Consider the following 23430-nt stretch of genomic DNA (forward strand, 5'->3'; position numbering starts at 1 on the left):
AGTCATGACTGTGTATGCTTAGGTTAAAGCACTTTAATCGAACTCAAACTGATAGAGTAGGTCAACGGCGCTATCTACACCAGATACCGCTTCTAAATACAAGTCTTGCATCAATCGGTAACGCACAGTGAACTCACCTAGGGAGTTAAAGATGCCGACACCATATTTCACCTGCAAACCTGGCAGAATATAACCACTCACCGTCACTTGCGAATCATCGCCCGACCCAGCAGTGTCCAACTGTAAATCCTGTACGCCAAAGGCTTCACCGATTTCACCAACCACACGACCACTCTTCGCCAAGCTTAAACCAATTAAGGTAGTCGTCATTGCATTACCACCGGCTTCACCATCAATATCTTGACCACGAAGTAGATAAGAAAGTGCATTGGCTTGGTTCATCGCGGGCTCTGAGAAAATTTCTATACTCGGATCAGATGCTGGGCCTGACACTTGTACCCCCGCAATGACATCATCTTGGGTATTGTCTGGATTACGAATCGCTTTGATAGACAAGTAAGGTTGATCTGGTGGACCATTCATCAGAATCTTACCTTCTTTAATCAATAAGTCCTGACCAAACGAACGATAAGAACCGTCGACAACATTCACTTCACCAACGATGAAAGGACCTTTGTCTTTTTGTGTCACGTTTAGGTTCCCTTTCAACCCACCTTTTAAACCAAAAGCGGCAAGTTGGAAGTCATCACCAATTTTAATGTTGATGTTCGTTTCCACATCAAACGGCATCGCAGCCACATCGTCCACTGGCTGCAAGTTTTTATCGAGAATAACGGTATCACTCGATACGCCTACCGCACTTGGTGGAAGCTCTTCGACGACAATTCTGCCCCATGGCAAATTAATATCACCCTCAATTTTCGCAAGCTGAGGAGTCACATCTATTGTCATGTCAGGCTCAACTTTGATTTTTACCATTGGGGGCAAATCAACATTGAGCTCTTTAGCAAATACACGCGCTTTAGTGCGCCAGTTCTGTAAGTCCTGCCAGTCGGCATCACCGGTAACGTTCAACTCACCATCCGGGGTTAAAATTCCAGCATCCAAGTCCGCTTGATGACCTTTAAAGTTGATGACGACCTGCCCTGAGTTTATATCTATCGGCGTGACTTCACCCTGTAGCTTCATTTGGTCAATCAAGAACTGACCGTTCACCTTCGGATGCATAACGTCACCTGATATCGCTAGGTCAGTATTCATGTTTGCTTTAAACAAGCTGTACTCACCAATCAACGGTGCCAAGAAGTCCAAGTGGAACGTAGAGAGTGAAACCTTACCATCAATAGTGGGCTTTTCAGACGAGACATTCAGTAAAGAAACCTTACCAGACAAGTCACCGTTATCTTTCACATCAAATAGCCACTCGGCATCAAGCTTGTCTTTCGCTAATGCTGCTTTAAAGTTGAAGCTTTCCCAACCGACTTTAATTGGCTGTTCAAGCGCTTGTTCAACTTGGCCTTTTGGCATATTGACACTTAAGGTTACTTCAGGCTTTTTCTCTGGTGCCCATTTAGCAAAAGCCTGTGCATTAACCGAGCCTTGCAGCTTGGTTTCTGGCGGCAGGAATTGTTTGATTTGGTCAAAATCAAAATCATTGATGGCTAACTTCGCCTGGCCACTCTTACCGACACTAATGTCTTCGGTTAGACATACGCTCGACTCCGCTTGCAACCAACAATGCGCTTGAACGTTCGCGATCTGTTTGTCGATATTGACCTTCACCGCGGTCGATTTTTGCAACGCCCACGGGCCTTGTTGCGAGCTCAGCGTCAAGCGGCGCAGCGCCCCATTCCAAATCATTTCTGGTTTCTGCTGGAATGTCCCTTCAATTTCTAAACTGGTCGACACCAGGTCAGACACTACATCGAGCGTCAGTTGATGCAGTTTTTCATCCCCAGAGACTTCAAGGTCAGCACTATCAACTTTTATGTCGTCATAGGTAATGTTGTTCGCAATTAGGCTTATGTTCGCTTTTGGTGCTGGCAGAGGCTTCACATCACCCTTTAAGGTGATCGTTTCTACGTTCGCCTGTTGCTGCCAGTTTATCTGATTTAAAGCGAGATCAAGATTGATGTCTGGTTCTTTCAAGCTACCACGTAGTGCGACTTTACCTTGCATTTTACCTGCAAGGTCCGGAACACTTTTTGCAAAATCAGGGAAGTTAACCTCAACATCCATCAGAATTTGCTTATCGATCTTACCCTTTGCACTCAGTTGGTTCGGGCCATGAGAAAGCGCTAAACCCTGAGTGGTAAGTTGGATGTCTTCGCCTTTGCCGTTCTTATCAGACGCTTCAAGTTGCCCTTCAACATTCAGCGGATACCCTCGCAAAATGCCGTCAATGTCTAACTTAGGCAAACTGACTTGCCAACCGCCTTGTTCTGTTAACGACCCCGAAGTCGAAAGATTACCGCTGATATCCCCTTCGGCTTCTTTCCACTGCAATCCTGGTTGAATGTTCTTCAGGTTTAAGTCAGCTTGCCAGTTGATTGGCGCGGCCCAATTGGCCATGACTTTCCCAGAGAGTTCGCCCCCTAAGGTTTTCACTACAAGGCTTTCGAGGTCAATTTGCTCTAACGTACCTTTGCCGTTTAGTGCGACATCAACGGCGGGAATATCTTTGCCCGAAGCTTTGGTTTCTAATGCGACTTCGTAGCCATCAAGTGAGCCTTTTGCCGCCAAGCTTGGTACAGAAACCTGGTAATCGCTTTGTCCAAATAGCGGCCATTGCGCCTGTACATTTTTAATCGCGACATCAAACGGTAACTGCGTTTTAAGCGGTTGAATATCACCTTTGATCTCCGCTTGTACAAGCTCAGAAAGCGTAGCATTTAGTGACAAATCACCAACCGAACCCGAGACCGAAAGCGACAGTTTTTGTCCCTTCGCATCCGCTTGCTTCACTAACGCGTCCAATTGCGCTTTGATAGGGTAATCAGAAGAAAGCGTCACTTGTGTGCTCAACTTGCCTTCCACTTCTGGCATGTCGAGCTCTAACGTTTTGACATCAACACGTTCACCGCCTGCTCTTGCAACCAAACCAAGATGATTGACGATCACTGGCGTTTCACCCGCCAGTTTGAAATTGTGAATATCAAGACGACGCGCTTCAACCGTCAGTGGAATCCATACTTCGGGTAACACAATATCTTGCGGCGTAACGTCAGTTTCTTTCGGCTCCTCGGCAGCCGCTTCAGGTTCAGCCTCACTTGGTGCTAAAGCCACATTAATGTCTTTCAACGCGGTAGGTGCGATCACCAAACGATCGCCTTGCATCGACAAAGCGGTCGAGAATGTTTGCCAATCAATTTGATTGCCCAGCACATTGACATTGATATCATTAAAGCTGACTTTATTAACAAAAATTGGCACTGGCGTACTGATAGAACGCAGTGGTGGTGTTTCCTCTTGCTCCTCGCTTGCTGGCGGTAGCTCTGGCATCTTAAAGTCAAGCCCCTGCAGTCTTAACTCATCGACACAGACCTTAGGGTCAAAGAAACAGCGGAAGTTCACTGCCAATGCTAAACGCTCGACGTTGGCGTCGATATTCAAAGACTCATCGACAAAACTGACGTTATGCAGTTCGAAGCGAGGAAACAATGAACCCTGCACTTTTTCAATCTGCAATTGTGGTAGTGCTTTTTCAGCTCCCCACAAGGCAAATTTGAGGCCTGGGTGGGTAAATAAAACTGTCGCGACAATAATGATGAGCAACAGCAATAGACCAATCAAACTGAGCGACAGCCATTTGGTCCACTTAAACATCATTTTGATCATAGCTCAGGCCCCAATGAAAAGTGGATACGAAACTCTCGTTCTGGTTTTGCATCCAACCCCCATGCAAAATCAAAACTAACAGGGCCCACCGGAGACGCCCAGCGGATACCAACACCAGCACCTGATTTCCAATCTGGTGTTTCATTAAACGCATCACCAATATCGTAAAACGTTGCAGCCCACCAGTTTCCATAAACACGATATTGGTATTCTAATGTACTGCTAACAATGTATTTACCACCCGTCAAAGCACCACTCTCATCCACAGGTGAAATAGATTCATAGCCGTAACCACGAATATTATTGTCACCACCAGCGAAGAAACGCAGCGACGGTGATAGTTTTTCAAGTTCATCGGTAATATTCGCACCACCTTCTAAGCGGAACAAACCACGATGATTCTCTCCAATACCACGAATCCAAGAAGTCGAGCCAATTAAGCGGAGCACTCTAGTTTCAGAAAGCATAGCGGTATCACCATACTCAATAGTGATGCTTTGCTTGTCTCCCCACATTGGCATATTGCCCCCTCGAACCCTAGTCCGAGAAAATGTCGCACCTGGAAGTACGAAGTTGAATTCATCATCTTGTAAACCTTGCGTAAAGCTCTCGTACAAATGACGAACATAAACGGTATTATGCCAACCACCGTCTGCTAACCAATGACGTTCCACTGCAAGGTTAGACTCGATACTCTGCGTGTCACGGTTGTCTAGATTTTTAAGCCCATATTGAACTTGATAATAATCGTTAGCGACATCTTCTAAAGGAATTTTGTAAGAAGCAGTCACGGTTTGCTCTGGCTTAGATAGGGATAAAGCAGTGTTGAAACTGTGTCCTCGGGAGCTCACCCAAGGTTTCTTCCACTTCAACGTTCCTCGAACGCCGACATCCGTTGAGTAACCAATACCCGTCTCGATCTGATTCTTAGAAGCAGGAGATAAAGACACTTTAATTGGCAAGTCTCGGCCATCATCAAGCCTATCCAATTCAGGCTCAACAAAAACTGAGGAAAACCACTCCGTATTTGATAGCTTCTGGTTAAACTCGCCCAGCTTCGAAACGTTGTATGGGTCCCCTTCTTTAAAAGGTTGTAGTGATGCGACACGGTCTTCCCAGATGTGGTTGCCAATAAAAGAAACGTCGCCAAAATTGAAACGTATTCCACTGCTGTAGTGCAAACGGACATTAGCTTCGTTCAGATCAGGGATAACCTCTAATCGGCTTAGCGTAAACTCACCATTGAAGTAACCACGCTGAAGCGCCAAGTTACGAATGCCTGACTTAAGGCTGTCGTATTGGCCTTGATTCAAAACTTGGCCAACTTTGAGCGGAGAGCGCTCAATAAGTTTTGCAAATTCTTCATCGTCCTTGGCCTCTCCAGTGATGACCACATCCATGACTTTCACTTTCACTGGCAAGCCCGGCTTGATGAGCACAATTAACTCATCATTCGCTTCAGGAATAGAGTATGAAATTTTTGCATGATAATACCCAAGCGCGTTAAGCGCTTCAGTGATACTTTGATCTAATCTCGCTTGAAAACGCAGAGAAGTGGAGTAATCCTTCTCTGGAATAGATGATAGATACACACTGACATTCTCTTCTAAAGCGCCATCAATGCCTTTCAAAGTCAAAGAAACATCGGCATAGGCACCATGAGAAAAGGCAAACAGGCCAACAATGGTGGGGAGAGCTTTTTTTATCATGCTTTTATGGCTGAATGAGGTTAAGTAAACGTAAATAATGATAACGCCAATTAGATTCTAAGTCTGTAATATTAATAGGTTTAACGCGGTCTATGTCATCACAGCATCAGATACAGACGAAATGAAAAAGTTCGCAAATTTAAGACACGTATTGAAGGACAAATACCATGCTCAACAAACAAACATTGATCAGTATAGAAGATGCCTTGCCAGGTAGAGATCAACCAATGCAGATTGACGATCATCATTTTGTAAATAAATCTAACCTAAAGGCGCCTCTGACGTCACACCAACAGCAGATCTTGCTCGGAATGGGCTGTTTTTGGGGCGCTGAGCGCGTATTTTGGCAACTCGACGGCGTTGTATCTACTTCGGTCGGTTACGCTGGGGGTTACACACCCAATCCCACGTATGAAGAAGTCTGTACGGGTAAAACGGGTCATACAGAAGTCGTTCGAGTCGTTTTCGATGAACGCGTCATCTCATTAGAAAAGCTACTGGCTGTTTTTTGGGAAAAACACGACCCAACTCAGGGAATGCGTCAAGGTAACGACTTAGGTACTCAATATCGTTCTGCAATTTACACTTATTCGACGGAGCAGCTCGAGAGCGCAGAGAAATCGAAACTCTTGTATCAGCAAGCACTGCAAGAAGAGCAACGCGCGAACATCACCACCGAAATACAACCAGCAGGTCCGTATTACTTTGCGGAAACCTACCACCAGCAATATTTGGCGAAAAACCCTGATGGTTACTGTGGTATCGGAGGAACGGGAGTTTGCTTCCCACCAAGCCTCCAAGGATAAACCTAGCCAGCAACAAAAAGAGCGACCGATATGGTCGCTCTTTTCTAAATCTAAGTGGGTACCAAGCTAACTAAGCCGATAATGATGCTATCACTTGGTTGACTTCTTTAAAGATGGTGAGCCTTTTATGATCGTTGACGTCAGGTAGTAACACTTTGCCATTGTCGAACTGAAAACAGCCAACCCCAACAATAAAAAATTGACCTTTGAACAACGTTTTAACAAAACGGGCCACTTGTAATGGTCGATATACAGCAAACTCACGTAGCATAACTCACCTCAATTCCTTTGAGAAAACACGGATTGCTTATTTTTCCTCTGCAATCTTAATGCGCAATTTGCGACGGAACTCATTTTAGCAAATTCTAAATATAACGCAAGATTACACCACTCCATACGTTAAATAAATGTTATCAACGGTCCTACAAATTTCTAGGATCTGGATATATACTGGAAGCTTCCAAACCTCGTACGGAATATAACAATATGAAAACTAAGACTCTCCTACCTCTATTACTGGCCTTAACGCCAAGCTTGACCTTTGCACACAACTTGTCAGTGGGAAAAAGCGTTCCTCCTGTCAATGTTGCCGCTTACGGCGAGATTGTTTTACAAGGCGAAGGCGTTGCATACCAACCCTGGGCAACTCAACATATGCAAGGCAAAGTTCGTGTCATTCAAGCCATTGCAGGCCGTAGCAGTTCAAAAGAGATGAATGCCCCTTTAATGTCAGCAATAACAGCGGCAAATTTTCCACAAGAAAGCTACCAGACGACGACTATCATCAACCAAGATGATGCAATTTGGGGGACAGGCTCTTTCGTGAAGTCTTCAGCTCAAGACAGTAAAAAAGAGTTTCCTTGGTCATCCATGGTTCTTGATGAAAATGGCGTAGTTGCTAATACTTGGGACCTGAAAGAAGAAAGTTCGGCCATTATTGTTCAAGACAAAACGGGCAAAATTCTGTTCGTCAAAGAGGGCGCACTTGAGCAAGATGAGATAACAAAAGTCATTGAGCTTATTAAACAGAACATCTAGCTTCATTGAATGGCTCCTTGCTCTTGTTGTAAGGAGCTATATGAATTTGATTAGAAGCATGGGCAGTGATAACTCTGCTCTTTATAAGTGCGACACTTCCATCAGAGAGTATTACCAATATTTTTCGGCACGTATGTGTGGAGTTAAATTTTTCTGCTAGCCAACAAAAGAGTGAACTTTTATTCATTATGGGTGTTATATTATAACAGTCGGTAAGAGGAGCTCAGATGTACCACCACCAGCAAAAAACACTAAGATATTGGTATCGCACTGCTTTATTTTTCAGTGTTGCGTTGCTGATCGCTTGGAACTTTGCGGTTGTACTTCATCAAGTCGATCTGACGCCCGACCATCATACCCATCATCATTGCCAATTATTTTCTGGTGTTCAGCACGGTATAGCAAAGGTACAACCTACCCTCTCTACACCGACTTTTACGCGCGCCCAGCATCATCATGTTTTTTTGCATCTCGTGTACGGCGAAGAAGTTCTTGGCGCTGCTCGTGCCCCTCCTTATTTTGCTTAATTTCCAAACTATTCCACACTCAAAATTATTGAGTTCATTTCCGCACCTAGTGTGTCAGGAACAATAACTTAGTGAAACTCGAATCTGAGCAATACCGCCTTTGGTTAATGCCAGTAAAATTAGGAAAAATACAATGTCATCAAAACACGTTTTAGCCCTTGCTATTGGCCTCACTTTATCGACAGCAGCGAATGCAAACGAATACCGCCAGCATGGTGCTCATGTGCATGGTCACGTCGAGTTTAATATCGCCCAAGATGGCAAAGATCTGTTAGTAGAGATCACAGCTCCTGGAGCTGATGTTGTGGGTTTCGAACATGCTCCAGAAAACGCGCAACAAGAGCAAGCGCTTAAACAAGCCGTCGCTACACTCGAAGACAGCAACGCATTGTTCGCTATTAACTCACAAGCTGATTGTAATGTTGAAGAAGCTTACGTGAGCCACAACCTAAGCGAAACTCATGAGGAACATGATCATAGTGAGCACGACCATGATGACCATGCACATCACGATCATGAAGGGCACGAACACCATGATCATAATGAACATCATGATAAACATGACCACCATGACGATCATGATGAGGCGCACGATCATGGCGGTCACGGTGAATTTTCGGTGCAATATCGCTTCAGTTGCGAACAAGTTAATCAGCTTAGCCAAATCCAAACCGATTGGTTTAACCAGTTCCCAACTACAGAGTCCATCAGCGTCAATATATTCACTGATACCATGCAATCAGCAATTAAATTAAGCAAAGATAACACCCAAATCGTAATCAAATAACACGAGTGGCGTGTAAGTACCTACTTACACGCCAAAGCTTTGGTGATTTAATATGACTGAAACCACACCAAATGTTGTCGAGCTAGAGGATGCCCAATTTTTCTGGCCCGGTTCAATCAACGCAACCATCCACATCCCTAAATTACACATTACACAAGGCGAGCATGTGTTTATCAAAGGTCCAAGTGGCTGCGGTAAATCGACCTTGCTCGCTTTGTTGACGGGGATTAACACATTAACTTCAGGCTCTCTATCTGTACTCGATACTGACCTTGCTAGTTTAAGTGCCAGTCAGAGAGACCGCTTTCGCGCCAATCATATTGGCTACATCTTTCAACAGTTCAATTTATTGCCGTACCTTAATGTACTTGAAAACGTATTATTGCCATGTCAGTTCAGTAAAATACGACGTGACCGTGCCCATTTAGGTGCCTCATCTCAAACGTTAAATGAACAGGCTCAGGCCCTACTAGAACGACTGCACCTGCCAAACGAGCTTCATACACGCCCTGTCTCTGAATTGAGTATTGGTCAACAACAACGTGTGGCTGCGGCTCGAGCTCTGATAGGACATCCAGAGTTAGTGATCGCTGACGAACCAACCTCAGCTTTAGACTATGACAATCGCAAAGCATTTATTGAGCTCCTTATGGAGCAAGCGAATCAAGCCAATGCCACACTGGTATTCGTTAGCCACGACCCAACACTCGAACCCTTATTCGATCGCACGCTCAATCTACCCGACATTAATCAAGTATCTAGCCTAGGAGCCATATCATGAGTGCTGTTGTAAAGCTCGCCTGGAAAAGCTTGATGAACCGCAAAGCGACGGCAATTCTAACCATCATGACCGTTGCGATTTCAGTGGTACTCCTCTTGGGCGTCGAGCGTATCCGAACTCAAGCCAAGGATAGCTTCGCTAATACAATTTCAGGCACTGACCTCATTATTGGTGGACGCTCTGGGCAAGTGAACCTATTGCTCTATTCTGTGTTTCGTATTGGTAATGCGACCAACAACATCGATTGGAAAAGCTACCAAGAGTTTGCCAATCATCGTTCAGTCGATTGGGCTACTCCAATCTCGCTTGGCGACTCGCATAAAGGCTTCCGAGTTATGGGAACCAATCACAGTTACTTTGAGCATTACAAGTTTGGAAGTAAGCAACCACTAACATTTAGCAAGGGTAGAGAATTCCATGGTTTATTTGAAACCGTGCTAGGTTCTGATGTCGCTAAACAACTTGGTTATGATATCGGTAGCGAAATCATCATTGCCCACGGCATTAGCGACGTTGGCTTTAGCCGTCATGACAATCTGCCATTTAAAGTTGTCGGTATCCTTGCACCTACAGGAACACCAGTCGACAAAACTGTCCATGTATCATTGGAAGCCATCGAAGCCATTCACGTCGGATGGGAAAGTGGTGCGCGTTTGGGCCCGACACCCAAGGCACAAGATCTCAAAAACAGAGACTTTCAGCCCAAACAAATTACCGCTATGCTCGTTGGTTTGAAATCTCGTATTCAAACTTTCGCCCTGCAAAGACAAATTAACACCTACCCCAAAGAGCCGCTCAGCGCCATTATGCCCGGCGTTGCGTTGCATGAGTTATGGGGAATGATGTCGGTTGCAGAGCAAGCCCTAATGGCAGTATCTGGTTTTGTCGTGATCGCAGGGTTGTTAGGTATGTTAAGCAGTCTATTAACTAGCCTACAGGAACGCCGCCGTGAAATGGCGATTTTGCGTGCCATGGGAGCAAGGCCTCGTCATGTTTTCTCACTCTTAATTAGTGAAGCCAGCTTGCTTACTGCTGCTGGTATTATTACTGGCGTTACTGGGCTGTATGCCATTCTTGCTATCGCGCAGCCGATCATCCAACAGCACTATGGAATACATCTCACCTTAAGCATCTTATCTACTTATGAGTGGATGCTATTAGGTTTCGTACAATGCGCTGGTATTGTGATTGGTTTCATTCCCGCACTCCGCGCCTACCGACAGTCACTGAGTGACGGAATGACAATAAGGATTTAATAAAATGTGGAAAAAAATACTCGCAAGTTGCTTGCTGGTCGTCGCATTCACAGCGCCTGTTATGGCCAGCGAAGAACCATTGAAGCTTGACTGGATTGACCTTGTTCCAGAAAAAGAGCGTAAATTGTTCGACAGTATAGGCATGCCCGCATCTGATCACAGTGGTGGTGCAGCCCAGCAGTCCAAGATTGGTAACGTTCGACCAGAACTGAACGGAAGCCAAGTTAAAATTCCAGGGTTTGTTATCCCACTTGAAGGTGATGCCGATACCGTCACTGAATTTTTATTGGTGCCATATTTTGGAGCTTGTATTCACGTGCCACCACCGCCTCCAAACCAGATCATTTACGTGAAGTTTCCGAAAGGCGCGCCTGTTCAAGAGTTGTGGGATGTCATATATGTGGTTGGAACGTTGAAAACCGAGACGATAAACCACGAACTGGCAGAAACGGCTTACGTTATTGAGGGATCAGAAATAGAAGCCTACGACGATATGTAATTTAAGTCGTCGATAAGCCTCGCTACACCTAAGGCGTCACACTGGCGCCTTTTTTAGCTTTGTGCTACACGATATAACGAGATAAATACGCTAATACGCCCACATAAATAACCAAAAGAAACGCTATCGACAGGTGCTTTTTGAGTTTACCTGCTTCTGAGAACTTCATAGCCCCTCCAAAATAACGATAACAATTTTAACAACTCATTATCATTTTGAATAGCCCTATTCGTTCAAAAACTGAGAACTCCTGTCTGGTCGCTTGGTCAGATAAGGTGTAAATTTAAACGTGCGAACCGCGCAGTTCTTGGTAGGAAAACGAATGGCAGACCCGACAAAGCAACCTGTTGTCATCGAACATCAGTCAGACACAAAAAAAAATACGCAACAAGAAAAGAAACAAGGCTACATAAAAGACAGTGCTAGTAAGGTAAAAACCATAGCCCAAATACACGGTCTTGACGCCTTACTGCAAACCGAACCGCCAGCCAAATCTGCGTTTGAAAGAGCCCAATTGCGAGAGCAAAGACGCCAAGAACAGCGACAAAAAAACTTAGAACAGATTTTAAAATTAGCGCACAGTTCATGCCGAGATGAGACAGCGGGAGAGCCAGACCAAGATTGGTTGCATCGATTTTTTGAGATGGCTCAAGACATCCATAACAGCGCGATGCAAAAGCTATGGGCTCAAGTGATGAAGCGTGAAGTGACCAATCCGGGTTCAACGTCCATGAAAGCGTTGAAAACCCTCAAGGATATGTCACCAAAGGAAGCACAAACTCTGCAAAGAGCCGCCTCTTTAGCGTGCAGTTTTGGAGGGGATCACAGCAGAAAACTGCTGATTGGTTACAAAGCCCAAGGAGGCATATTTAGCTTCGGCAAGCGAGACGTCGCTAACAGCCTAAATATGGGAAGTTTTCAACTGCCGTATTCAAGCTTGTTGCTCTTAATTGAATTAGGGCTGCTGCACAGTGCCGAACTTGAATCTGGCGAAATTAGTATCGAGACACCGTTGGTCCTCACCTACCAAGGTAAAAACTTGTCACTGAACGTAAACAGTAAAGGTGTCCGCCTTTTATATTACCGCTTCACACCGACAGGTAATGAGCTCTGTACCTTACTCGGAAACAAACCACATGCCGAATACTACGATCAGATGCTTGCACTGTTAAATCATAGGTTTAGTGTCCATAGTGAAGCTAAAAGTACGGTTCATCATACCGTCTAGCCAGCTTGAGAAGCATTTGATCACCTATGATCCAAATACTTCTCCAGCTGCTCAAAGAGCTTTAGGTCACCTATGATCTAAATGCTTTTTTATCGGATCACACCGCGTTGTTTAAGATCGATTAAGCACAAATCCACCAGCTCATCGACACTCTTTTCTCCCGCGGGCAAATCGATTTCAGGGTTCTCTGGCGCTTGATATTCCGAATCAATACCAGTGAAATTAGGAATCTCTCCCGCACGGGCTTTACGGTATAAACCCTTAGGATCTCGACCTTCGCAAACCTCTAGAGATGCATTGACATACACTTCGATAAACTCGCCTTCTGGCAATAAATCGCGCACTAACTTCCGCTCTGCACGATGCGGTGAAATAAACGCCGACAGAACAATTAAACCCGCATCTGCCATCAACTTCGCCAGTTCACCAATGCGACGAATGTTCTCGCGACGGTCCTGTTCAGAAAAACCTAAATCGCTACACAAACCATGCCGTACATTGTCACCATCCAATAAATAGGTGTGGTAACCCAATGCTGCAAGGCGATTTTCCAACGCCCCTGCTACGGTTGATTTACCCGCTCCAGATAAACCAGTGAACCACAATACGGCAGGTTTTTGCTTCTTTAATTCAGCACGAAACTGTTTATCAACCGAATGCTGGTGCCAAACAATGTTTTCATCTTTTACCGTCGTTTCGGCAGTCATAACGTATCCTTGTAAATATCGGAATTAAAACGGGAAAAAGACCGGGATCAAAGTAAGTACTAATACAGAGTACACAATCGAAATTGGCACTCCAATTCTCACGTAGTCGGTCAATTTGTAATTTCCTACGCTGTACACCAGCAGGTTAGTTTGGTAACCGTAGGGAGAGATAAAGCTCGCACTCGCGCCGAACAAAACCGCCATGATGAATGGCATCGGATCCACGCCATAACCCACCGCCATGCTATAGCCGATAGGAAAAGAAAGCGCAGCCGCGGCATTGTTTGTCACCAATTCAGTGAGTACCAATGTCATGATATAAGTCGCCACCAAGGCACCAAATACTCCCCAGCCATTAAACGCTTCAATAAACATCACTCCCATTCTTTCTGACAATCCAGAAGAGATCATCAGTTGAGCAATAGACAAAGCGGAACCGACAATCACGACGATATCGATCGGAAAACGGCGGCGCAGTTCTGAAATCTGCACAATACCAAACGCAATAAGCGCGATAAGGTACGCAGCTAGACCTTTAATAATCGGTACTAACTCTAATAGAGCGCATCCAATTACGGCTGCAAAGCCCAGTAATACAATAGAAGACTTATTCGTATCAAGCCGAGCGCTAGAGTCCAAGTCATGCACTAAAACAAACTCTTTACGATGAGCTCGGCGTTCAGACTCAAAACGCTTGCCTGGAACCAGAACTAACGTGTCCCCAGGCGCTAAGGTAATGCTACCCAAGCCACCTTCTAGGCGTTCGTGGCCTCGGCGAATCGCCACAACAACGGCATCGAATCGGTCGCGGAATCGGCTCTCTTTGAGGGTTTTGTAGCAAAATGTCGCCGACGAGCTCACCACAACTTCGATAAAGTTTTGCCCATTTAAGTGCTGCTGACCAAACAACTTGAGGCCCGGAATTTCTTGCAGGGTCGCGACGCTCTCAACATCGCCACAAAATAACAGGCGGTCTTTTGCATTGAGCACAAAATCCGGTCCCACAGAAGAAACAGTAACACCATCGCGCACCACTTCTGCAAGAAACAGTTTGCGCAGCGCACGTAAATTATTCTCGCTGATCGTACGCCCAACTAGCGGTGATCCAGGCTCAACGCGAGACTCAAGAAAGTAAGGTAAATCTTCTTGGTTTTGATCATCATAATTCGGTAGCAAGTAGCTGAGCGGGATAAGAATCAGCATCCCTCCCACCAGCACAGCCAAACCTATCATCGTAGGTGTAAAAAAGCTCAGGCTCGGTAAGCCTGCGTCTTCAACAAAGCTGTTGATGATTAAGTTAGTCGACGTACCAATCAAAGTTAACGTGCCACCAAAAATGGCGGCGTAAGACAATGGGATAAGTAATTTCGAAGGTGCATGCTGCTGATTACGCTTAATCGCCCCAATCAATGAGACAACCACAGCGGTATTATTCGTAAATGAAGAAAGCAAGGCGGTCGATACACCGAGCTTAGCAATCACGCTGCCTAACTGGCCCTCAGAGATACTTCGGCTCACCCAACTGATCAGCAGTGTTTTTTCTAGAGCACAGGATGCAAGAATCAATAGAACCAGGGTTAACAATGAAGAGTTGGTAAAATTGGATGCGATAGTGGCTGAATCCATCATCCCAGCCATGAATGCAATAAAAGCGGCACCCGCAAAGACATAACTAGGCTTAATTTTCGTGACAAGCAAGCAAGTGATAATGCCAAGCAAAATCGCTAACACAAACCCTTGTTCCCACATAGCCTTTCCTTACCAAATAGCCCTAAAGGGCACAACAACGACTCATTTATCCATGAATCACCGACAAACGAGCAAACAGACAAAAATCAGCGCAAGCGAAAAGAACATCAGAATGCTCGGTTTCTTGGGCTCCACCGAAGCATTCTGGTATTAGGAGAATACCTAACGACATTTCGCAATTCAGTTAGGTAGCGACACCCCAAGTACAACAGCAAACAGTGCCTGAAATTATCGTACTTGGGTGAGCCAGTTACTTTTTCAGAAACTGGCTGACGTCTTTTGCTTCCCAGTGTGGGAAGTGTTTACGGACAAGCGCATTAAGCTCAACTTCAAACGCAGAGATGTCCGTCAAATCGCGCTCAACCACGGCGAGGCTCTCTTTAACCATGCCAGCACCAACCGTCACGTTTGTCAGACGATCGATAATGATAAAGCCACCGGTATCTGCACAGTCTTGATAATTGTCCAGCGCGACTGACTCATTAAGAGACCATTCACACAAACCAATACCATTCAATGGCAGCTCTGCCGAGCTATGAGTCGAGAGATTATTAATGTCATATTGATGACGAATCGCTTCAACATGACCTACGGTTTTCTTACCTGCGATTTTGATGTCATAGTCACGACCCGGTTGCAGGGGTTGCTCTGTCATCCACACCACATCGGCAAGCAAATGGTTTGTGGTTTCCACTTGAGCATTATCTAGAACAATCAAATCGCCACGGCTAATATCGATCTCATCGCTTAGCGTCAGAGTGACAGCTAATCCGGCACGAGCTTCTTCGATATCACCATCAAAGGTCACAATACGTGCCACAGTTGACGTTTTACCCGATGGCAAAGCTTTAATGGCATCACCGACTTTGATCGAACCAGAAGAAATGGTCCCCGCAAAACCACGGAAATCGAGGTTAGGACGATTAACGTATTGCACAGGGAAGCGGAATTCACCCGCGCCTTTTTCTTGATCCACATCGACCGTTTCAAGAAGCTCAAGCAATGATGGGCCTTTAAACCAAGTCAGGTTTTGGCCTTTATCCACCACATTGTCCCCTTCAAGCGCTGAGATCGGGATGATTTGAATATCAATATCCCCTGTCAGATTCTCAGAGAACTTCAGATACTCATCGCGGATCTCTTCAAAGCGCTCTTGGGAGTAATCCACTAAGTCCATCTTGTTGATCGCCACAACAAAGTGCTTCAAACCCAACAGGTTGGAAATGAAAGAGTGACGACGAGTTTGATCGAGAATGCCCTTACGTGCATCAACCAGAATCACAGCTAAGTCACATGTCGATGCGCCTGTAGCCATGTTACGTGTGTACTGCTCGTGTCCAGGAGTATCTGCAATGATGAATTTACGTTTCTGCGTCGAGAAATAGCGGTAAGCCACATCAATCGTGATCCCCTGCTCTCGCTCAGCTTGTAAGCCATCGACCAACAACGCAAGGTCGGGCTTTTCACCCGTGGTACCCACACGTTGGCTGTCTGAATGCACTGCCGCTAGCTGATCTTCATAAATTTGTTTTGAGTCATGGAGTAAGCGACCGATTAATGTACTTTTACCGTCATCCACCGAGCCACAAGTCAAGAATCTAAGTAACGACTTGTACTGGTGTTGTGTTAAATAGCCTTCGATACCAAGCTCGGCTAATTGAGCTTCAACTGCACTGTTCATTATCTTTCCTTAGATCCTTTAGAAGTAACCTTGACGTTTCTTAAGCTCCATCGATCCTGACTGATCGTGGTCGATCGCTCGGCCTTGGCGCTCACTCGACGTTGCCACCAGCATCTCTTCGATAATGCCAGTTAAAGTGTTTGCTTCAGACTCGATAGCCCCAGTCAATGGATAACAACCAAGGGTACGGAAGCGCACACTCTTCTCTTCAATCACTTCACCCGGTTGAAGCTCCATACGATCATCATCAACCATGATCAGCATGCCATCGCGTTCAACAACTGGGCGTTTGTCCGCGAGGTAAAGCGGCACGATCTCGATGTTTTCTAAATAGATGTATTGCCAGATATCAAGCTCAGTCCAGTTAGACAGTGGGAATACACGAATGCTCTCACCCTTATTAACCTGACCGTTGTACGTCTTCCATAGCTCAGGACGTTGGTTTTTAGGGTCCCATGTATGGTTCTTATCGCGGAATGAATACACGCGCTCTTTCGCCCGTGATTTCTCTTCATCGCGGCGCGCGCCACCAAAGGCTGCATCAAAACCGTACTTGTTCAGCGCTTGTTTTAAGCCTTGAGTCTTCATGATGTCAGTGTGCTTAGAAGAACCATGAACAAACGGACTACAGCCCATGGCTAGACCTTCTGGATTCTTATGTACCAAAAGCTCAAAACCGTATTTGGCCGCGGTGCGATCACGAAATTCAATCATCTCGCGGAACTTCCAATCGGTGTCGACATGCAGCAATGGAAATGGAATCTTACCTGGGTAAAAAGCTTTACGCGCTAGGTGCAGCATCACTGATGAGTCTTTACCAATCGAATACATCATGACTGGGTTATCAAACTCAGCCGCAACTTCACGGATGATGTGGATACTCTCCGCTTCGAGTTGTTTAAGGTGAGTTAAACGTTGTTGGTCCATGTTTTGTATTTCCTTTTTAAGCTTGAAGGCGCATTACGTCTCTAATCTTTGGTCTGAAATTATATGGAGTTGGCAATAGCACTTTTGTTGAATTCAGTACTAGACAAAAACCAGTCTAACTTTTGAGACAGTCGCACTACCTCTCCGACAACAATCAAAGATGGCGACTGTGCTTCCTTCGATAAATCAGAGAGTTGGGAGAGTTCTCCCGTAAATACTTTTTGTTGAATCTGCGTGCCACGCTCAATAATGGCAATCGGAGTCGACGCTGAACGACCATGCTTAATGAGTTGATTCTGAATATAGTGTGATTTCATCAGCCCCATGTAGATCACTAAAGTCTGATTCCCACGCGCCAACGTGGACCAATCCATCTCATCACTTTCTTCTTTCAAGTGGCCAGTCACAAAGATGGCCGATTGCGCATAATCACGATGAGTCAGTGGAATACCAGCATAAGCGGTTGCGCCAGCTGCTGCGGTAATGCCAGGGACAACTTGAAAACGAACGCCGGCATCAGCAAGCACTTCTAACTCTTCACCACCACGACCGAATACAAACGGATCCCCACCTTTAATGCGCACTACTTTGTAGCCCTGCTTGGCAAAATCCACCAAAAGCTGATTCGTCTTCTCCTGCGGCACACTGTGATGCCCAGCTCGCTTCCCAACGCACACCAAAATCGTATCGCTTGGAATCAATGCCATGATTTCTTCAGACACCAAGTAGTCGTACAAAACCACGTCAGCTTGCTGCAAGCAGTTCAGTGCTTTCACCGTCAGAAGTTCAGGATCGCCTGGTCCTGCACCGACTAAGGCGACTTCACCAGGCTGTAGCGATTGCTTTGCAAAACGAGTAACACCAGCGACTGGGTTGTCAGAAACTAACCGGGGCTTTGGTTTAGGAAAAGAAGTGACTGAATCGTTCGTTGCCATGTGCTTGCTCATCGTCCATTGATATCGTTATGCAAGCATTATGGCGGGGCGTTTATATTACCTGAAATTCTAAAATTTCATTTTTTATTCAAAAATCTGCTAAGAAGTTTTTGTTTGGTCTCATTCAAAAGCGTGCAAAAGTCGGCGGTTAATATGGATAAGGTTCAGTAAACTGATTAATGTTCACAGTTTTCTGTATCTTTATCATCAAGTTGCACCTGTGTTTGATACATTACGCAGTACGATTTCCCCTTATCATTGAATTGGAGCACCAAATGAAAGTGGCAGTTCATCCTATTTCCCTCGCAGTATTAAGTGGCATGCTAACGCTTGCTGGCCCAGCAATGGCCGATACCATCAAGCTTCGTATTATCGAAACCACCGACATTCACACCAACGTGATGGATTACGATTACTACAAAGACCAACCATCACAGCAAATCGGTTTAAGTCGCGCAGCAACAATAGTGAAACAAGCTAAGTCCGAGGCAGAAAACACGGTACTAGTTGATAACGGTGATTTAATTCAGGGCAGCCCAATGGGCGATTACATGGCGGCAAAGGGGATTAATCCCGGCGACGTGCACCCAGTCTACAAAGCGATGAACCAGCTAGACTACGATGTGGGCAATATTGGCAATCATGAGTTCAACTATGGCTTAGATTTTCTACAAAAGACGTTGAAGGGGGCAAACTTCCCTTACATCAACGCAAACGTATTTGATAAACAAACCGGTGAGCATTACTTCAAACCTTACCTCATCAAAACTCACACTTTTAAAGACACAAACGGCGAAGCGCATCAAATAAAAGTGGGTTACATCGGCTTTGTACCACCACAAATTATGGTCTGGGATAAGAAGAACTTAGAAGGCAAAGTCTTTGCTAAAGACATTAAGGAAACAGCAGAGAAACTGATTCCTCAAATGAAGAAAGAAGGCGCAGACGTGATTGTGGCGATTCCACACTCGGGCATTTCTACTGATCCATACAAGCTAGGCGCAGAAAACTCTGTTTACTACCTCACAGAAGTTGAAGGTATTGATGCGATTGCTTTTGGCCACTCTCACGCCGTCTTCCCAGGGAAAGACTTCGCAAACCTACCTGGTGTTGATATAGATAAAGGGACCATCAATGGTGTAACGTCCGTGATGCCGGGCCGCTGGGGAAGTCACGTAGGTGTGATGGATTTGATGCTGAAAGAGAAAGACGGCAGATGGCAAGTCGTCGAAGGCCAAGCAGAAGCACGCCCTATCTTCGATAAAGTAAATAAGAAGTCATTAGCTAAAGCCGATGAAGATATTGTGAAAGCGTTAGAAGAAGATCACAAAGGCACTCGTGAATTTGTAAACCAACCAATCGGCAAAGCAAATGATGTCATGTACAGCTTCTTGGCATTAGTGCAGGACGACCCCACCATTCAAATCGTTAACCTTGCTCAGAAAGACTACGTAGAACGCTTTATTCAAGGCGACCCAGACCTTTCTGACATTCCAGTACTGAGTGCGGCAGCACCATTTAAAGTCGGCGGTCGTAAGAACGATCCGAATAACTTTACAGAAGTAGAATCCGGTCAGCTCACCTTTCGTAATGCGGCCGATCTTTACTTATATCCAAACACCTTGGTTGCGATGAAAGTGAAAGGTAAAGAAGTTCGCGAATGGCTAGAGTGCAGTGCGGGTCAATTCAACCACATCGACATCAACAATCCTAAACCGCAATCTTTGATTGATTGGGATAATTTCCGTACGTACAACTTCGATGTTATTGATGGGGTTAACTACCAAATCGACGTTACCCAACCGCCGAAGTACGATGCGGATTGTAAAGTGATTAATCCAGATTCTCAGCGCATTGTGAATCTGACGTTCAATGGTAAGCCTGTCAATCCGAAGCAAGATTTCATCATCGCAACCAATAACTACCGTGCATATAGCAATACTTTCCCTGGTACAGGCCCAGATTTCATTGCATTTGACGCACCAGATGAAAACCGCTCTGTCGTCGCCACTTATATTTCTCGCGTGAGTGAAGAAAAAGGAGAAGTGACACCAAGCGCTGACAACAACTGGTCTTTCGCACCGATTAAGTCCGATAACAAGCTAGATATTCGTTTCGAAACCTCCCCTAGCGATAAAGCGGCGCAGTTCATCAAAGAGAAAGGACAATACCCAATGAAACGCGTGTCAACAGACGACATTGGTTTCGCAATTTATCAAATCGATCTGAATAAATAAGGTTGATTTGACAGCAACACTAAGCGGCTCTCATGAGCCGCTTTTTTGTTATCAATAAAACCCGTTAAAATAAAGAAAACCGTTTCCGAGTTATCACATGCACAGCGATCTTTTTTCAGACTTAGTCAATCATGGCTTTTTAGAGACAGAAGCAAACCAACTTATTGAAAATGGTGAGTTGCTCGAACTGCCTACACGCCACATTCTTAATCACCAAGGAGAGTTGAGCTCACACCTTTACTTCATCATTGAGGGGTTATGCCACGCAAGCTATCTCACGGAGCACGGCAAAGAATTCAGTAAAGAATTTTATTGGGAGAAGGACTGGGTTATCGGGTTTGAGAGCATAATAAAGGACCAACCTTCGCCTTACTTATTGGAAACGCTGAGCGCTTGTCAGCTATTTTGCTTGCCAATTGAAACGTTGCATCACTGGCGAGCAGAAAAGCACGCCATTTACTTAAAGCTACTCGAAAACCAACTGGTTAATAAAGAGAATAAAGAACGCTTTATGTTGCTCTACTCTCCAGAGGAACGATATCAATTATTTTGCGCTCATTACCCAGATTTAAAGCAACGTATTACCGATAGTCAAATTGCGGCCTACCTGGGCATTACGCCAATCAGTTTGAGTCGAATCAAAGCACGCTTAACCAAAGATCACACTCTCAAATAAACTCAAAAAAGAAAAAAGCTCTTCAAACGAAGAGCTTTTTCTCTGCTATTTGAGCTATTTAAGAATTCGCGCCCGGAACTGGCGCCCTTTCATCTTGCCGTTACTAATGGTTTGTAGAGCCTTTTTAGCCACAGATTTTTCGACGGCAACATAAGCGCGCACAGGGAACAGGTGAATCTTTCCGACTTGAGAGCCTGGAATACCATTTTTTCCTGTCAAACAACCTAAAATATCACCCGGTCGTACTTTCTGTTTCTTACCGCCATCAATGTTAATCGTCACCATCTTCGCTTGGTATGGCTGCTGATTTGATTTGGCAGGCAATGTTGCTGGTACCACGTCCATCTCTAGGTATTCTTCAATACGAGCTACACGTAAACCGTCTTTCTCACCAAAAAAGCTAAACGCTAAACCTTTACTACCCGCACGACCTGTACGACCAATACGGTGCACATGAACCTCAGGATCGCGCGATAGCTCAAAGTTAAAGACAGCATCAAGATTATCAACGTCCAAACCACGCGCCGCAACGTCTGTTGCAACAAGGATAGACACACTCTTGTTAGCAAACTGCACCAATGCTTGGTCGCGTTCACGCTGCTCTAAGTCCCCGTGGATATCGATAACGCTGAATCCTTTGTGATGCAACTCATCTGCGACACTTTGAACTTCTTTTTTGGTATTACAAAAAACCACCGCGGACTCTGGTTGGTGAGTCAGCAGCAAATTCGCCAATGCTTCATCACGTGCTTCCGAGCCTTCAACTTTATAGAAGTACTGCGCAATGCTTGAGGTATCATGCGTCGATTCCACCTTAATCACTTCCGGTGTCTGCATTATACGCTGCGCAATTTGCTCAATTTTTTCTGGAAAAGTAGCACTGAAAAGTAGAGTTTGACGCTGCTTTGGCGCTGCATCGATGATTGCATCTAATGCGTCTTGGAACCCCATGTCCAACATGCGATCAGCTTCATCTAGCACCAAGGTATTCAGTTCGCTAAGATCAATTCGGCCTTTTTCAAGGTGATCCAAAATACGACCAGGAGTACCAACTAGGATATGCGCACCATGCTCCAGCGAACCAATTTGTGGCCCCATAGGCATCCCACCGCAGAGAGTAAGCACTTTAATATTATGAATGCCGCGACCTAAAGTACGAATTTCCTTCGCTACTTGGTCTGCAAGCTCACGCGTTGGACACAATACTAATGACTGGACACGAAAGCGTTTGACGTTGAGGTTCGATAAAACCCCTAAACCAAATGCAGCGGTTTTACCTGAGCCCGTTTTACCCTGCCCGATGACATCACGATGTTTTAGGATTGCAGGCAAGCTCAAAGCTTGAATTGGCGTCATGTGGGTATAGTTCAGGGAATCAAGTGTGGCGAGTAACGCTGGGTTAAGCCCAACTTGATCGAATGTTTGTTTGCTCACGGGGATATCCTCAGGTGAGATGGAAAGAGGGCACATTATCACCAGATTTGGTGGGAAAACCAGTGCTAATTAACCTTTGTTAATGAGTATGAGCTCAAAACAAAGTAAAGTCAGTCACTCTATTCTCATTACGGATAACAACATGCTCACTTGGATTACTTTGCCCTTTGCTCAGCTAACAACCACACAGCTGTATGAAATGATGAAATTGCGTGTAGATGTATTCGTTGTTGAACAAACCTGCCCTTATCCTGAGCTAGATGGTAAGGACACACTGGAAGGCGTTTATCATCTAATAGGCTATCACGGTGATGAACTGGTTGCTTGCGCACGATTACTGCCCGCAGGCACCACGTATGACAATGTGAGTATTGGTCGAGTGGTGACAAAGCAAACCGCGCGAGGCGGTGGCTTAGGTCATAAGTTATTGGACAAGGCATTGGCACAATGCGAAACATTATGGCCAGGACAGACAATCGATATAGGTGCTCAAGAACACCTCATCCAGTTTTATGCAAGTCATGGATTCAAGGTTATCTCAGAGTGCTATCTTGAAGATGGTATCCCTCATGTGGATATGCGGAAAGAAGCCGTAGCGCTATAAGCTTCAATTCGATTGGTTACTATGAAAACTAATCGCTATGAAAAACTGACT

At 45.2% G+C, this 23430-nt stretch carries 20 protein-coding genes; 11 read left to right on the forward strand and 9 right to left on the reverse strand.

From position 1 onward, the window contains the following. Positions 1-33: 33 nt before the first annotated feature. Positions 34-3798 (reverse strand): autotransporter assembly complex protein TamB, encoded by a 3765-nt coding sequence (gene tamB / locus J4N40_RS14890; RefSeq protein ID WP_250654298.1) that lies wholly within the window; start codon positions 3796-3798, stop codon positions 34-36. Continuing rightward, positions 3795-5507, reverse strand: coding sequence for an autotransporter assembly complex protein TamA (gene tamA, locus J4N40_RS14895; protein ID WP_149191998.1), 1713 nt, complete (start codon positions 5505-5507; stop codon positions 3795-3797). Before tamA ends, tamB begins: the two co-directional genes overlap by 4 nt. A gap of 167 nt (positions 5508-5674) precedes the next feature. Here tamA and msrA point away from each other — a divergent pair, with 167 nt between their 5' ends. Beyond that, on the forward strand, positions 5675-6313 hold the full coding sequence (gene msrA, locus J4N40_RS14900) for a peptide-methionine (S)-S-oxide reductase MsrA (RefSeq protein WP_017633451.1): 639 nt from the start codon (positions 5675-5677) through the stop codon (positions 6311-6313). A gap of 70 nt (positions 6314-6383) precedes the next feature. Here msrA and J4N40_RS14905 read toward each other — a convergent pair whose 3' ends face one another. Then, complete coding sequence (locus tag J4N40_RS14905; protein ID WP_005379612.1) at positions 6384-6584, reverse strand: DUF1107 domain-containing protein; 201 nt, start codon at positions 6582-6584, stop codon at positions 6384-6386. Between the two features lie 215 nt (positions 6585-6799). Here J4N40_RS14905 and J4N40_RS14910 point away from each other — a divergent pair, with 215 nt between their 5' ends. From J4N40_RS14910 to J4N40_RS14940, 7 genes are all read left to right on the forward strand, one after another. After that, the gene (locus J4N40_RS14910) at positions 6800-7351 is read left to right on the forward strand and encodes a YtfJ family protein (RefSeq protein WP_005379610.1); all 552 of its coding nucleotides are present in this window, start codon (positions 6800-6802) and stop codon (positions 7349-7351) included. Between the two features lie 227 nt (positions 7352-7578). After that, a complete protein-coding gene (locus tag J4N40_RS14915; RefSeq protein WP_005379608.1) occupies positions 7579-7878 on the forward strand; it encodes a DUF2607 family protein in 300 nt (99 codons plus the stop codon). Between the two features lie 133 nt (positions 7879-8011). After that, positions 8012-8665: a zinc uptake protein ZrgA gene (gene zrgA / locus J4N40_RS14920; RefSeq protein ID WP_017820285.1), complete on the forward strand. Its 654-nt coding sequence runs from the start codon at positions 8012-8014 to the stop codon at positions 8663-8665. 52 nt (positions 8666-8717) lie between these two features. Then, positions 8718-9446, forward strand: a complete 729-nt coding sequence (locus J4N40_RS14925; protein WP_017820286.1) for an ABC transporter ATP-binding protein — start codon at positions 8718-8720, stop codon at positions 9444-9446. Continuing rightward, complete coding sequence (locus J4N40_RS14930) at positions 9443-10702, forward strand: ABC transporter permease (RefSeq protein ID WP_250654299.1); 1260 nt, start codon at positions 9443-9445, stop codon at positions 10700-10702. The genes J4N40_RS14925 and J4N40_RS14930 overlap by 4 nt, the downstream gene beginning before the upstream one ends. 4 nt (positions 10703-10706) lie before the next feature. Then, complete coding sequence (locus J4N40_RS14935; RefSeq protein ID WP_005379600.1) at positions 10707-11201, forward strand: DUF3299 domain-containing protein; 495 nt, start codon at positions 10707-10709, stop codon at positions 11199-11201. A gap of 322 nt (positions 11202-11523) precedes the next feature. Beyond that, positions 11524-12429, forward strand: a complete 906-nt coding sequence (locus J4N40_RS14940) for a TIGR03899 family protein (RefSeq protein WP_005379599.1) — start codon at positions 11524-11526, stop codon at positions 12427-12429. A gap of 89 nt (positions 12430-12518) precedes the next feature. Here the strand turns inward: J4N40_RS14940 and cysC are convergent, their stop codons facing one another. The 5 genes from cysC to cobA all read right to left on the reverse strand — a co-directional run bounded on the left by cysC (position 12519) and on the right by cobA (position 18428). Next, positions 12519-13136, reverse strand: a complete 618-nt coding sequence (cysC, locus tag J4N40_RS14945) for an adenylyl-sulfate kinase (RefSeq protein WP_005379598.1) — start codon at positions 13134-13136, stop codon at positions 12519-12521. A gap of 24 nt (positions 13137-13160) precedes the next feature. Continuing rightward, positions 13161-14885 carry an SLC13 family permease gene (locus J4N40_RS14950; protein ID WP_005379596.1) on the reverse strand — a complete coding sequence of 575 codons (1725 nt, stop codon included), beginning with the start codon at positions 14883-14885 and terminating at the stop codon, positions 13161-13163. A gap of 250 nt (positions 14886-15135) precedes the next feature. After that, entirely contained in the window at positions 15136-16566 is a 1431-nt protein-coding gene (cysN, locus tag J4N40_RS14955; protein WP_017633444.1) for a sulfate adenylyltransferase subunit CysN, read from the reverse strand. An 18-nt stretch (positions 16567-16584) separates the two neighbouring features. Then, positions 16585-17493 (reverse strand): sulfate adenylyltransferase subunit CysD, encoded by a 909-nt coding sequence (gene cysD, locus J4N40_RS14960; protein ID WP_005379592.1) that lies wholly within the window; start codon positions 17491-17493, stop codon positions 16585-16587. Between the two features lie 59 nt (positions 17494-17552). Continuing rightward, positions 17553-18428: a uroporphyrinogen-III C-methyltransferase gene (cobA, locus tag J4N40_RS14965; protein WP_031780800.1), complete on the reverse strand. Its 876-nt coding sequence runs from the start codon at positions 18426-18428 to the stop codon at positions 17553-17555. 275 nt (positions 18429-18703) lie between these two features. On the opposite strand from cobA, the gene cpdB reads away from it, so the two are divergent. Together cpdB and J4N40_RS14975 are read left to right on the forward strand one after the other, a co-directional pair. Beyond that, the gene (gene cpdB, locus J4N40_RS14970; RefSeq protein WP_085569689.1) at positions 18704-20665 is read left to right on the forward strand and encodes a 2',3'-cyclic-nucleotide 2'-phosphodiesterase; all 1962 of its coding nucleotides are present in this window, start codon (positions 18704-18706) and stop codon (positions 20663-20665) included. 97 nt (positions 20666-20762) lie between these two features. Continuing rightward, positions 20763-21341, forward strand: a complete 579-nt coding sequence (locus tag J4N40_RS14975) for a Crp/Fnr family transcriptional regulator (protein ID WP_033906009.1) — start codon at positions 20763-20765, stop codon at positions 21339-21341. A 54-nt stretch (positions 21342-21395) separates the two neighbouring features. On the opposite strand, the gene dbpA is transcribed toward J4N40_RS14975, so the two are convergent. Then, positions 21396-22775 (reverse strand): ATP-dependent RNA helicase DbpA, encoded by a 1380-nt coding sequence (gene dbpA / locus J4N40_RS14980; RefSeq protein ID WP_005379583.1) that lies wholly within the window; start codon positions 22773-22775, stop codon positions 21396-21398. 142 nt (positions 22776-22917) lie between these two features. Here dbpA and J4N40_RS14985 point away from each other — a divergent pair, with 142 nt between their 5' ends. Next, positions 22918-23379: a GNAT family N-acetyltransferase gene (locus tag J4N40_RS14985; RefSeq protein WP_085569734.1), complete on the forward strand. Its 462-nt coding sequence runs from the start codon at positions 22918-22920 to the stop codon at positions 23377-23379. Positions 23380-23430 lie beyond the last annotated feature (51 nt).

The organism is Vibrio sp. SCSIO 43097, from assembly GCF_023650755.1.
GTDB classification, from domain to species: Bacteria; Pseudomonadota; Gammaproteobacteria; order Enterobacterales; family Vibrionaceae; genus Vibrio; species Vibrio alginolyticus.

Coding starts and splice junctions, on each gene's coding strand:
- tamA (WP_149191998.1), bottom strand. CDS start 5,507: ATGATAAAAAAAGCTCTCCCCACCATTGTTGGCCTGTTTGCCTTTTCT.
- J4N40_RS14910 (WP_005379610.1), top strand. CDS start 6,800: ATGAAAACTAAGACTCTCCTACCTCTATTACTGGCCTTAACGCCAAGC.
- J4N40_RS14950 (WP_005379596.1), bottom strand. CDS start 14,885: ATGTGGGAACAAGGGTTTGTGTTAGCGATTTTGCTTGGCATTATCACT.
- tamB (WP_250654298.1), bottom strand. CDS start 3,798: ATGATCAAAATGATGTTTAAGTGGACCAAATGGCTGTCGCTCAGTTTG.
- cpdB (WP_085569689.1), top strand. CDS start 18,704: ATGAAAGTGGCAGTTCATCCTATTTCCCTCGCAGTATTAAGTGGCATG.
- cysC (WP_005379598.1), bottom strand. CDS start 13,136: ATGACTGCCGAAACGACGGTAAAAGATGAAAACATTGTTTGGCACCAG.
- cobA (WP_031780800.1), bottom strand. CDS start 18,428: ATGGCAACGAACGATTCAGTCACTTCTTTTCCTAAACCAAAGCCCCGG.
- J4N40_RS14925 (WP_017820286.1), top strand. CDS start 8,718: ATGACTGAAACCACACCAAATGTTGTCGAGCTAGAGGATGCCCAATTT.
- J4N40_RS14905 (WP_005379612.1), bottom strand. CDS start 6,584: ATGCTACGTGAGTTTGCTGTATATCGACCATTACAAGTGGCCCGTTTT.
- J4N40_RS14915 (WP_005379608.1), top strand. CDS start 7,579: ATGTACCACCACCAGCAAAAAACACTAAGATATTGGTATCGCACTGCT.
- cysN (WP_017633444.1), bottom strand. CDS start 16,566: ATGAACAGTGCAGTTGAAGCTCAATTAGCCGAGCTTGGTATCGAAGGC.
- J4N40_RS14940 (WP_005379599.1), top strand. CDS start 11,524: ATGGCAGACCCGACAAAGCAACCTGTTGTCATCGAACATCAGTCAGAC.
- msrA (WP_017633451.1), top strand. CDS start 5,675: ATGCTCAACAAACAAACATTGATCAGTATAGAAGATGCCTTGCCAGGT.
- zrgA (WP_017820285.1), top strand. CDS start 8,012: ATGTCATCAAAACACGTTTTAGCCCTTGCTATTGGCCTCACTTTATCG.
- J4N40_RS14985 (WP_085569734.1), top strand. CDS start 22,918: ATGCTCACTTGGATTACTTTGCCCTTTGCTCAGCTAACAACCACACAG.
- J4N40_RS14935 (WP_005379600.1), top strand. CDS start 10,707: ATGTGGAAAAAAATACTCGCAAGTTGCTTGCTGGTCGTCGCATTCACA.
- J4N40_RS14975 (WP_033906009.1), top strand. CDS start 20,763: ATGCACAGCGATCTTTTTTCAGACTTAGTCAATCATGGCTTTTTAGAG.
- J4N40_RS14930 (WP_250654299.1), top strand. CDS start 9,443: ATGAGTGCTGTTGTAAAGCTCGCCTGGAAAAGCTTGATGAACCGCAAA.
- cysD (WP_005379592.1), bottom strand. CDS start 17,493: ATGGACCAACAACGTTTAACTCACCTTAAACAACTCGAAGCGGAGAGT.